General features: G+C 38.1%; 10 protein-coding genes. 9 read left to right on the top strand and 1 reads right to left on the bottom strand.

Translation table 11 applies throughout. The annotated features are described in order from the left end of the window. Positions 1-24: 24 nt before the first annotated feature. The 4 genes from panB (at position 25) to dinG (ending at position 4987) form a co-directional block, all read left to right on the top strand. On the top strand, positions 25-864 hold the full coding sequence (gene panB / locus OPF91_RS00845; protein WP_264986778.1) for a 3-methyl-2-oxobutanoate hydroxymethyltransferase: 840 nt from the start codon (positions 25-27) through the stop codon (positions 862-864). Continuing rightward, entirely contained in the window at positions 861-1724 is an 864-nt protein-coding gene (gene panC, locus OPF91_RS00840; RefSeq protein WP_264986776.1) for a pantoate--beta-alanine ligase, read from the top strand. The genes panB and panC overlap by 4 nt, the downstream gene beginning before the upstream one ends. Then, positions 1717-2100 (top strand): aspartate 1-decarboxylase, encoded by a 384-nt coding sequence (gene panD / locus OPF91_RS00835; protein ID WP_264986775.1) that lies wholly within the window; start codon positions 1717-1719, stop codon positions 2098-2100. The genes panC and panD overlap by 8 nt, the downstream gene beginning before the upstream one ends. Before the next feature lie 118 nt (positions 2101-2218). Next, on the top strand, positions 2219-4987 hold the full coding sequence (dinG, locus tag OPF91_RS00830; RefSeq protein WP_264986774.1) for an ATP-dependent DNA helicase DinG: 2769 nt from the start codon (positions 2219-2221) through the stop codon (positions 4985-4987). 56 nt (positions 4988-5043) lie between these two features. On the opposite strand, the gene OPF91_RS00825 is transcribed toward dinG, so the two are convergent. Further along, entirely contained in the window at positions 5044-6837 is a 1794-nt protein-coding gene (locus tag OPF91_RS00825) for a sensor domain-containing diguanylate cyclase (RefSeq protein WP_264986773.1), read from the bottom strand. Between the two features lie 204 nt (positions 6838-7041). Here OPF91_RS00825 and OPF91_RS00820 point away from each other — a divergent pair, with 204 nt between their 5' ends. The 5 genes from OPF91_RS00820 to OPF91_RS00800 all read left to right on the top strand — a co-directional run bounded on the left by OPF91_RS00820 (position 7042) and on the right by OPF91_RS00800 (position 12645). Further along, entirely contained in the window at positions 7042-7539 is a 498-nt protein-coding gene (locus OPF91_RS00820; protein WP_264986772.1) for a methylated-DNA--[protein]-cysteine S-methyltransferase, read from the top strand. Positions 7540-7762: 223 nt separating this feature from the next. Next, positions 7763-9448, top strand: coding sequence for a methyl-accepting chemotaxis protein (locus tag OPF91_RS00815; protein WP_264986771.1), 1686 nt, complete (start codon positions 7763-7765; stop codon positions 9446-9448). A gap of 33 nt (positions 9449-9481) precedes the next feature. Further along, a complete protein-coding gene (gene pgeF / locus OPF91_RS00810; protein ID WP_264986770.1) occupies positions 9482-10246 on the top strand; it encodes a peptidoglycan editing factor PgeF in 765 nt (254 codons plus the stop codon). An 18-nt stretch (positions 10247-10264) separates the two neighbouring features. Continuing rightward, positions 10265-11134, top strand: coding sequence for an aminoglycoside 6-adenylyltransferase (locus OPF91_RS00805; RefSeq protein ID WP_264986769.1), 870 nt, complete (start codon positions 10265-10267; stop codon positions 11132-11134). A gap of 203 nt (positions 11135-11337) precedes the next feature. After that, entirely contained in the window at positions 11338-12645 is a 1308-nt protein-coding gene (locus OPF91_RS00800; RefSeq protein ID WP_264986768.1) for an ATP-binding protein, read from the top strand. Positions 12646-12653: the final 8 nt, after the last annotated feature.

Genomic DNA, 12653 nt, shown 5'->3' with positions numbered 1-12653 from the left:
TCCTTGAACAAAGGAGGAAATAAAGTGAAAACAACAGCAGATTTTTTAAAGATGAAGGCGGCAGGTGAGAAAATTGTTATGCTCACTGCCTATGATTACCCAGCGGCACGATTCGCAGAGGATGCAGGTGTCGATATGATTTTAGTAGGGGATTCATTAGGAATGGTCGTACTAGGGTATTCGTCTACAATGCCTGTAACTGTAGCGGATATGGTGCACCATGCAAAAGCCGTAAGACGTGGCGCAAAGGATACATTTATTGTCGTAGATATGCCATTTGGTTCTTATCATGGGGATAGCAATGAAACATTAAAAACGGCTGTTCAGATGATGCAGGAAACAGGTGCAGATGCGTTGAAGCTAGAGGGGGCAGGCGAGGTTATACCTATGATTCGTAAACTTGTAGCGGCAGGTATTCCTGTTGTAGCGCATTTAGGCTTACTGCCACAGTCAGCGGGTGTGCTTGGTGGCTATAAAGTGCAAGGGAAAACAGCAGAGCAGGCAGAGCGATTACTAGCTGAAGCAAAGCAATGTGAGGAAGCGGGGGCTTGTGCAGTTGTACTAGAATGTATTCCTCACCAATTAACAGCAATGGTATCCGCACGCTTGACGATTCCAACAATTGGAATAGGTGCAGGTGTTGAGGCAGATGGACAAGTGCTCGTTTACCATGACATGCTTGGCTATGGTTCACACCATGTACCGAAATTTGTGGAGCGTTTCGGTGATATGGGCACTGCAGCGAGATCAGGTATTGCTCGCTATGTAGCAGATGTAAAGGCACAAACTTTCCCAGCATTACAACATAGCTTTACGATGAAGGAAGAAACGCTAGAGCAATTATATGGAGGCACAAAATCATGAATGTCATCACAACCATTCAAGCATTAACCGCAGCAATTCAAGCGGAAAAAGATCAGAAAAAAACAATTGGGCTTGTGCCAACGATGGGCTATTTGCATGAGGGGCATTTAACATTAGCCGAGCAAGCACGTAAAGAAAATGACTTAGTGGTGATGAGTATTTTTGTAAACCCTACACAATTCGGTCCAAATGAAGATTTTGAAAGCTATCCACGTGACTTGCCTCGTGATGTAGCGATGGCGGAGTCAGCTGGTGTAGATATTATTTTTGCACCAACTGTAGAGGAAATGTACCCACAGGATGGGGGAATTCGCATTCATGCAGGAAGACAGGCAGAGGTGCTATGTGGTGCGAGCCGTCCAGGTCATTTTGATGGGGTGCTACAAGTAGTGGCAAAGCTATTTCATTTAACACAACCAATACGCGCCTATTTTGGTCAAAAAGATGCACAACAGCTTGCGATTATTTCAACGATGGTGCGTGATTATAATTTCCCATTAGAAATTTGTGCTGTCCCAATTGTACGAGAGGAAGATGGCTTGGCAAAATCGTCTCGCAATGTTTATTTAAGTGAGACAGAGCGACAAGAAGCGCCTGCTATTCAAAAAGCCTTACAACTGGCACGCACACACTTTTTAACACATGGTGATGTAGCGGCTGCACTTGCAGAGGCACGTGCACATATTACAACAGCAACAAATGGGAAAATTGATTATATTGAATTACTAACGTATCCAGATTTAACGCCAGTGACAGCAAATACTGAACAAGTGTTGTTAGCAGCAGCAGTCTATATTGGTAAAACACGTTTAATTGATAATTGTCTAATTGAAATGAAAGAAGGAAATGACCATGCTTAGAATGATGATGAATAGTAAAATCCACCGTGCCACTGTGACACAAGCGGATTTAAATTATGTTGGCTCTATTACGATTGATGAAGATTTGTTAGATGCAGTAGGTATGTTACCAAATGAAAAGGTGCATATCGTCAATAATAATAATGGTGCTCGCTTTGAAACATATATTATTGCAGGTGAGCGTGGTTCTGGCGTTATCTGTGTCAATGGTGCAGCCGCACGTCTTGTACAATGTGGCGATATTGTGATTATTTTATCGTATGTATACGTAGATAATGCAGAAGCGAAAGACCATCAGCCGACAGTAGCAATTATGGGCGAGGGCAATGTAATTAAAGAAATCATCACCCACGAGCCAGAAGCTACCGTGATGTAAAAGACAAAGAAGTATGTGCAAAATGTGCATACTTCTTTCTTTTATGGTTGCTTCATGACGAAGAGCTAAAATATATGATAAAATGCTTCTATCAAATGTGAACTGTGAGTTGAGTTATATGTTAGAAAGTCAAAAATATGCCATTGTAGATTTGGAGACAACAGGACATGCACCAGCAAATGGTGACCGAATGATTCAAATTGCTATTGTTATTATGCAGGATTGGCAGGTGGAGCGTACCTTTACAAAATTTATTCATCCAGGTAAAGAGATTCCTCCCTTTATTCAAGATTTAACACATATTACAGATGAAGATGTGAAAGATGCTTTACCATTTGAAGCCTATGCTGAGCTTATTTATGAGTTATTGGAGGATTGTATCTTTGTAGCGCATAATGCGGATTTTGACCTCTCCTTTTTACAAGCAGAGCTAAAGCGGGCAGGCTTACCTAAATGGCACGGTAAAAAAATGGATACAGTAGAATTGGCTAAAATTGTGTTTCCAACAGCTTTCAGTTTTAAATTAGGGGATTTAGCAGCAGATTTAAACATTGCACTTGCAAATGCGCATCGTGCGGATGATGATGCACGTGCAACAGCAGAGCTTTTTAAACGCTGTTGGCAGGAGCTACTTCACTTGCCACAACTAACACTTGAGCAAATGCATAAACGATCATTCCAATTAAAATCGAACTTATCTCAGTTGTTTTTTGAAGCATTACAAATGAGAAGGCAGCAAGTCGTTGAGAATGAGCAACTAGTCTATTATAAAAATTTGGCGATTCATACGTGTCCACAACAAGCTGTACAGCAAGAGCATATGATGATTTACCCACAAACAACCGAAGAGAAAACCAAATTGATGTCTGCTGCAATGCCTCATTTTGAAGAGCGACCAGCACAATTTACGATGATGGATACTATATGGCAGGCCTTACAGGAGAAAAAGGAATGTGTTATCGAGGCTTCAACAGGTATTGGTAAAACAGTAGGCTATTTATTGCCAGCGATTTACTATGCTCGCAAGTTCCAGAAGAAAGTGGCGATTAGTACATATACAGCGCATTTACAAGAACAGCTTGTGGAGGAAGATTTACCAAAAGTTGAACAAATGCTTGGTATCAACATTCAGGTCGCTGTATTGAAAGGGATGCAACACTATATAGATGTAGCCCGCTTTGAACAATGCATGGCTTATGCGGATGAATCCTATGATGATACATTAACAATCCTTCAAATCTTAGTATGGTTAACGAAAACAGAAACAGGTGTATTAAGTGAATTAAATGTATCAGGAGGCGGGCAACTCTTTTTAGAAAGAATTCGTAAAATGCCTAATGATACACCTGCCAAGAGCTTTGATTTTTACCAGCAAGCATTACAAAAAAGTATTCACGCTGACTGTATTGTGACGAACCATGCAATGGTACTGAGTGACGCTGTACGTCAAACACCTATTTTTACTGAGGTGGCTGGCTGGATTATTGATGAAGCCCATCAATTTGTACAGGCAGCCATGCAGCAAAATGAAATGATTTTTTCCTATACACAGTGGAAATATATTTTTGGGCAGATGGGGACATTAGAGGAAACATCGTTATGTCAACAGTTTTGTCAAGTAGCACAAAAACAGCAGCGTGTTTCCATGCAGCGCTTTCAACAGCTTGATGCCCAGTGGCTACGGCTACAGCGTGCGTTTGATATGGCAATCCAGCAAATAATTAATCATGTTCAGCGCTATAAAAAGAAGCCATCTACAAGCAAAAATAGCTTATTTTTAGAGGAATTGTCATTAGCCAAAGACCCTTTTTTCCTTGTCACTAAACGAGCACAACAATGGTTGGATGCAGCAGTTGCTATAGGAAAGGATTTTGAGAACAGCGTAGAACAGCTAACATTGCATGAGCAGTATATTGTAGCTAATTGGTATTATTGGATTCGAGAGCTTCAACTAAAAATTGTGGAGTGGGAGGATATTTTCTTATCTGTCACGACAGACCATTCCATATGGCTAGAATTTGATATGCGTAGTTTACCAGGCAGTTTACAAGTTTTTAAAAAGCCTGTGAATGTGACAGCCATTATTGACCAGGTAGTGGCACCATTACGTGAGCAAGCGAGTATTGTCTGGACATCTGGTACATTGACCGTACCGAATAATGCACATTTTATGACAAGGCAGTTAGGTATTGCAGATACAGTGCCTGTAAGTAAGCTCCATGCACCAGCTACTTACTATGCAGGAGCTAAGGCATTTATTGTGACAGATATGCCTGAAATTCAGCAGGTGACACAGGAGGAATACATTGAAGCGGTCGCCTATGCCATTACACGTACCGTGCGTATGACAGAGGGGCGTTGCTTTGTATTATTTACTTCACAGGATATGCTACGGAAAACAGTAGAGCTTATTCAAGATAGTGAGCTACTGGATGATTATATGCTATTTGCACAAGGCGTAACAGGTGGAAGTCGTATGCGTATTTTAAAATCGTTTCAAAAATTTAGCCATGCCGTGTTATTTGGCACAAATAGCTTTTGGGAAGGTGTAGATGTACCAGGGGATGCACTAGCGGCTGTTATTGTTGTAAGATTGCCATTTTCTTCTCCAGAAGAGCCCGTTTTTAAAGCACGTGCTAAATATGTAACCGCACAAGGTCGCAATTCCTTTAGTGAATTATCATTACCAGAGGCGATTATGCGCTTCCAGCAAGGGTTTGGTCGATTAATTCGTTCATCGCAAGACAAAGGTGCATTTATTATTTTAGATCGCCGCATTACGACGAAATCCTACGGTAAGGAATTTTTAAAAGCCTTACCTCAAATTGACATTAAAAAAGTACAGTTACCTGAGCTATTGAAAGAATTAAATGCTTGGAAAAAATAAATAGTTAAAAAGACTAAGTATCCACTACATCTAGGGTACTTAGTCTTTTATATGAGCTAAGATAACTGCTGCTCTTGTCTAAACTCCACTCGATTTCTGCCATTCTTTTTGGCTTGATAGAGTGCTACATCACATCTTGATAACAGCGTATGCAGTGTATCCTTTTCCTGATAGCATGTGACACCAAAGCTACTTGTTTTGTGCTGGACAACAGGAAACACATGATTTCCTAGCTGTTGACGAAGTTTCTCAGCAAGCTGTAACGCTTCTTCTAGTGAGGTTTGTGGACAAATCACTAAAAATTCCTCGCCACCCCATCTACCAACTGTATCTTGTGTACGAATCACATTTGTTAAAAGCTTGGCCACCTCTATTAACACGGTATCCCCAATTTGATGACCAAATTCATCATTGACAGCCTTAAAATTATCAATGTCTAATAAAATGATTGAAAAGGGTGTATGATGCTGGATGGCTAATTCAAATTGCTGTTCTAAAATTGTATCTAAACGTACTCGATTGGCAATTTGCGTAAGTCGGTCTGTATTAGCTAACTTTTCAAGCTCCATTTTGGCCTGCTCCAGTTGCTGTGTGCGTGCTTGTACTTTTGATTCAAGCATATCGTTTAATGTTTTTTGCATGGTATGGTGCTCTTGTTTAATTAAATTAATTTTATCTGCTAATGCTAGTGATAATAAGATGGATTCAAACATAGCACCAATAGCAGGGATATGCTCGAAAATATTGGGATGGAACGGAATGATACTTAAAAAACTTAACGCTTGGATAATGACAGAGCTAAGTAACACAGTCCAACCAATCATATAAAACCGTGCCATTTTATGCCCTTTGAGCCAAACAAGTAGACCCGATAGCCATAAAAAGCTGAGAACAAAGATCGATAGCACTGTAGCAAAATCATTAACGGCTTCAACGCTCGAAACAAATAAAGCGACAATAAAGGATACAAAAATAACGCCTATTAATAATTTACTTACTTGATAAAAGCGAGGTAAATATTTTTTTAATTCAAGAAATTCCATGGAAAATAACAGCATACACAGCAATAAAAAATCAACACTGATCACCAATGATTTCATGAAAAACCATTTAGGGAATAGCTGTCCTGCTAGTTCAATATCTAAAGAGTTCATCGTTGCTTGGTACAAAATAAAACTAAAAGTATATAAAACGTAATAGAAGTAGGCTCTTTCTTTTAAGGAGAAATACAAAAATAAATTATAAATAAGCAGTGCAAATAGAAATCCATAAAAAATACCTGAAAAATACTTATAGCTAATGACTTTATTAATAAAGCCATCCTCTGTATATAAATAAGAAATCATGCTAAGTGGTAAGCCACCGTCTAGCTTTATGTATATTTCTTTGATTGATGGATCTGTTATGGAAAATAAATTGGAGCGGAATTGGATTTTTTGTGTGGAAAGATTGGCAATACCCCTCTTTTCTACATGGTAAGAGCCATCCTGTTTGACGAAAAACATTTCAATTTTGTCCAGTTTATCAATCACTTCAATCCAATATTTTTGCTCTTTTTGTAGCAAATTTTCAGTGGATAATCTGAGCCAAATCGTATCATCTGTATGCCAAAATAGTAAATAGTCTTCTTCGCTAGCGGTAAATGCATCAGCATGTGTACCGTTAATTATGCCTTCGATTGTAATGGTTTTGGATGAATCGCGTAAAATGTCGTAATGTTTCCCAAGTACAATGGCATCAGATTGTTCTGTAGCTCGTACAGAAAAGCTTGGCATGATGAGGAGACAGAATAATAATAAAATAAAAAGACAGATAAGTAAGTTATTTTTTATCAGATGATTTCTATGCATAGAGATAGCTCCTATTTTTTTATTATTAATACATTCTAATACGAAATATACAATTAATATAGCAATCGAATGTTAAATTTATTTAACATTCGGCACAAGGCTGAGAGGAATAATGGCTGTTAATGTAGGCTAAATAAAGCTACAATAATAATAAACGGACATTTAACGAAGACAATGCTACTTTTTATATATGGAGGTCACTTTATGACAGCACAATATAGACTCGATTATCAATCTCCTCTTGGTATTTTAGAATTAGTTTCTTCAGATACAGAGATTTATGCACTCATTTTTGTTGAGCGAGAGCACATTGTGTATGTAGCCCAAGAGGATACACCACAAGTTTTACTCGATTGTTATCAGCAAATTCATGAATATTTTCTTGGTGAACGTCAAGTATTCACTGTACCCTATTGCTTTGAAGGAGCTGGAACGGCTTTTCAGCAAAAAGTTTGGCAGGCATTAACAACTGTCGCCTATGGTCAAACGGCTTCTTATAAGGACATTGCACAGCTTATTAATAATGAGAAAGCGGTACGTGCGGTAGGGGGGGCTAATAATAAAAATGAGTTGACAATTATTGTGCCATGCCATCGTGTCATTGGTGCAAATGGTACATTAACAGGCTATGGTGGAGGCATTTGGCGTAAAGAATGGCTTCTACAGCATGAGCAAAAATTTTCATCAGTCCAATCTGATTAAGAAAAAGCCCGAACCATCACAAAACATGCGATGTGTGTTATGTGGAAAGTTCGGGTTTTGATTTGTTTACAGCGTTAAAATGACGAGAAAGTCGGATATTGTCGAATTTTAGCTGTTTTGTTATATTAATTAATAAAAGTAGATAACATGCGTCATGATACAGAAAACATGCTACGCTTTAGCAAAATGTTGAAGAAGCAATCTTATTTTAGGGGGAATGGGTATGCGTTTGAAAACGATACGAGGAAAAATTTTATTTATATTTTCCATCATATTAATAGGGATAATAATACAAAGTAGCTATACGGTTTACACGAGTAATCAAATGAAAAAAGAATTGGAAGAGATGGTGCATGAGGAATTAGCGATTTCTAGCATCAATCAACATTTAGCGAATGCTATGTCTGTCAAAATGGCAGCTGTACGTGGCTATATTTTAACAGGCGAACCATTACACAAGGAAAAATACCAACTTTATAAAGATGTTGCGATTAAGGAAGAAGAAAAAGCGTTAAAACTTTCTAAATCAGAGGAATTAGCAACCTATATTGCCAAATCCAATGAATGGAATCAATATATTGAAGAAAAAGTATTACCAACGTATGAAGCTGGCGATAAAAATACAGCAATGATTTATTTGGTGACGAAGGATCGGGATGCACGAGCAATTCAGGAAAACTTTGAAACAATGGCACTTGAGCGTGAAAAATCAGTCAATAAAACTGGGGAAAGTTTAGTGAAAGATTTGCGTAATAACAATATTATTACTGTTGGGACAGTGATTCTGTTAATCATTCTTGCATTAAGCATGGCTTTCTATAGTGCGACAGCTATTTCAAGTCCAATTCGACGCATTTCCAAGCGCGTACAGCAAATTGCAGATGGTGATTTAAGTGAAGAAAACCTGACTATTCAATCACGAGATGAGATTGGACAATTAACTGAAGCGACAAATACAATGAGTAGTAAATTAAAAGATATGCTACAACAAATTCAAGATATTTCAAATGAAGTAGCAGCACATAGTGAGGAGTTATCTCAATCTGCTAATGAAGTGAAAACAGGTACAGGGCAAGTGGCGGTGACAATGCATGAAATTGCAGAAGGTGCAGAATCGCAAGCGAGCCATGCAAGTGATTTAGCAAGCCATATGGGCGATTTTGTATTGCGTGTACATGAGGCGAGTCATAATGGTGGAGAAGTTGCCAAGAATTCAGATAATGTGCTTCAGCTAACAGATACAGGTCGTACATTAATGGAAACATCGACACAGCAAATGACAAAAATTGATGGGATTGTACATGAGGCAGTTATTCGTGTAGAAGGTCTGAATGATAAAACGCAGGAAATTTCGAAATTAGTAGCAGTTATTCATTCCATTGCTGATCAAACGAATTTATTAGCTTTAAATGCAGCTATTGAAGCGGCACGTGCAGGAGAGCAAGGCAAAGGCTTTGCTGTCGTAGCGGATGAAGTACGTAAACTAGCGGAGCAAGTTTCGTTGTCAGTTGTGGATATTTCAAGAATTGTTGAGCAAATTGTGGGCGAAGCCTCTAACGTATCCAATGCTTTACAATCAAGTTATGGCGAAGTGAAGAATGGCACAATGCAAATCGCTGAAACAAGTACTACCTTTATGGATATTGAAGGTGCTATTACGGCGATGGTCGAAAATATTGCTACTGTATCAGGCAATTTGGGGCAAATTGTAGAAAACTCCACCTATATTAATAAAGCTGTAGATGAAATTGCTGCTATTTCTGAAGAATCGGCTGCAGGTGTGCAACAAACATCTGCGACAATTCAGCAAACATCGAGTACAATGGAGGAAATTACAAATAGCTCAGGTCAATTGGCTAAAATGGCAGAAAACCTTAATCAATATGTGAAGCAATTTAAGTTACTTTAAAGGAATAAAAGTCCATGCTGGAAGGGTGATAGAGTGAAGGTAACGTTTTATGAAGGACCACCACATATTATAGCAGGTACGACATTAAAGGATGAGCATGCGCCAGAGTATAATAATATGGCATTGCATATATGTACAAATCAAGCGCATATCATCGAAAATCGTCAACAACTTGCTTCCATGTTAGGAATACCACTAGAGCAATTTGTTTGTATGCAGCAAACACATAGTGCTAATTTTCACTGTGTAACACATGAAGATGCAGGGCGAGGGGCTATGCAGATGGAAACAGCCATTGCGAATACAGATGCGTTGTACACATTGGAGCCGAACGTGCTCTTATGTGGCTTTACAGCGGATTGTGTGCCTGTCATTTTTTATAATGAAGTCAAAGGGTTAGTGGGTGTTGTGCACTCTGGTTGGCAAGGCACAGTGCGAGAAATTACGAGTAAGCTGTTGCAGCATTTAATGGAGCAGGAGCATTGTCAGCCACAAGATTTTCATGTGCATATAGGGATGGCATTGAGTCAGCAATGTTTTGAAGTAGATGGGGATGTCTATGAGCAATTTCATCGTTTAGGCTATGCAGATGATTTTATCGTATATAATGAAAAAACGAATAAATATCATATTGATAATCAGCAAACGGTTAAACGTCAATGTGAGCTGGCTGGGATTCCAGCACAGCAAATTCAAATGGATACTACTTGCACATACACAAGTGCAGAGGGCTTTTCGTATAGACAAGATAAGCAAGCGGGAAGACATATTAGTTTTATCATGCTTCAACAAAAATAAAGAGAAAGGCTATAAGTAATGGAAAAGCACAATATCATGCAACAATCGATTCGTCCAATTGATTATTTATTTGATTTTGCAATGAGCGATGAACGTGTTCGTATCGTAGGGCTAGAAGGTTCACGTACAAATCCTAATGTACCACCAGATCATTTTCAGGATTATGATGTGTCGTTTGTCGTGACAGATATGACATCTTTTTTGCAGGATGTCCAATGGCTTGATTTTTTAGGTGAGCGTCTCATGATGCAAACGCCTGAAAATATGGCTCTATTCCCTCCAGAGCTAGGCAATTGGTTTTCGTATTTAATGTTATTTACAGATCATTCAAGAATTGATTTGACGTTAATTCCATTGGAGGAGCTATCCTTGTATTTAGCGGGAGATGGCTTACTAGAAATTTTGCTAGATAAGGATCGTCGTTGCCCTCCAATGGCAGTGCCGACAGATTGCCATTATCATATAAAACAGCCCACAGTTCGCTTTTTTGAAGATTGTTACAATGAATTTTGGCTGAGTGCTACAAATGTGGTCAAAGGGCTTTGTCGACAGGAGCTGTTGTATGCAAATGATTTGTTCGAGAAAATTGTTCGAGAAGAGCTATTGCGGATGTTAGCATGGCGAGTAGGGTTTGAGACGCAGTTTAGTGTAAGTGTGGGAAAACGCTATAAATATCTGCCTGCGTTTTTAACGACACAGGAGCATGAAACATTTGTAAAAACATATCATTTGTCATCAGTAGAGGCGACATGGCATGCGTTGACGCAAGCGATGGCATTATTTATAGCTACATCCAACACCGTTGCAACAATACTTCATACCTCTGTACCAGCATATGGTGAAAACGTCAAGACCTATATTGAACAACTGTATAGACAAAATAATTGAACTGTGAGAAAAGTCATAGGATGGGTATTCATCACATTAGTGAGTAAATATATTGAAAACAACGATAACAAATCAACAAAATTGTAGTATGATAGTAGTATTAATGATGATTTTTAATATAAATAGTGGCTTCTTAGCATTTCTACATTAAAAAATATACATGAAATCGTTGCCATTGAAGAGATGAGGAAATACCGAATTATATGAAAAATAGGAAAATACGACTAATATTACTACTATCTATTTTATTATCAGTGTTATTTACAAGTTTAAATATTTTTACTTCCTATGTGAAAATTAAAAAGACTGTAGAGGAGGCCATTGCGAATCAAACGATAGAGGCAGCCAAATCCATTGCAGATACATTTGATGTGGATACGTATCAACGATTTTTACAAGAACCTGAAAGAAATGAAGAATATTGGCGGATACGTGAATATTTAAATGATGCTAGAATTAAAATAGGCGCATTATATGTATATACATTAAAAGTGGAAAATCCAGAGGTCATGAAAGCACTCATTATCGGAATGCCTCGCAGTATTTCGAAGGGCTTTGATATTGGTGAAACAGCTACTGTACCTGCTAAGCAAGTGAAACAGGCTTATGAAGGTGAGACATTTGTTACTGAGGTATTGAAGGATGAGAAATATGGCGATTATCTTTCTGTCGGTGCACCTATTAAAAATAAAGATGGGCAAATTATCGGTTATCTTGGGGTAGACATTAGTGTTGATATGCTCAATGGCATTAAAGGCAAGGTCATTGCAGACAATTTCTTTATCTTTATTTTTAATGGTGTTTTTATTATCATTGTGATTGCCTCGTTTCTTTTACTGCAAAGATGGTACCAAAAAGAAATGGCGAAGGAAGTAGAAGTGACAGAGGATACATATCAAACGGAAATTAAAGCTTTAATTACGTCTATCACCTCTTTACGACATGATTTTATTAATCATATCCAAGTGATTAATGGATTTTTACAATTAGATCGACCTGAACAGGCACAACAATATTTATTTTCATTGTCCAAAGAAGTGCAAGCGATTAAGTCATTAAAATTGAATATTGATAATCCAGGACTATCGATTTTATTGCAAACCAAAAAATTAACAGCGCAAAATCATCATATTGATATGGAATTTACCATCATGCAAAATGATTTTAGCAAAATCAAAACAACGGACTTAATTAAAGTTCTATCTAATTTAATTGACAATGCGATGGATGCGACAAGTGAGCTGCCAGAGGAACAACGAAAGATTACGATTCGTTGCTGCGCACATGATACCCACTATGAATTTGAAGTGACGAATACAGGTCCAACAATTGCCAATGTCGATATGATCTTTAAAAAAGGTTTTTCGACTAAAAGAGCAGAGCAGGGGAAAGTTCGAGGACAAGGCTTATTCATTGTGAAAGAGATTGTACATAAATATGATGGACGCATTGACATCCATTCCTCAAAATCATCTGTTACAACGGCGATTGTGCATATTCCAATCAAATAAAGGAGAAT

Origin of the sequence: Lysinibacillus piscis, assembly GCF_026012395.1 — a bacterium.
Classification (GTDB): Bacteria; Bacillota; Bacilli; order Bacillales_A; family Planococcaceae; genus Lysinibacillus; species Lysinibacillus piscis.
The sequence above is the reverse complement of the archived record's forward strand: the minus strand, read 5'-3'. Positions and strand labels throughout refer to the sequence as shown.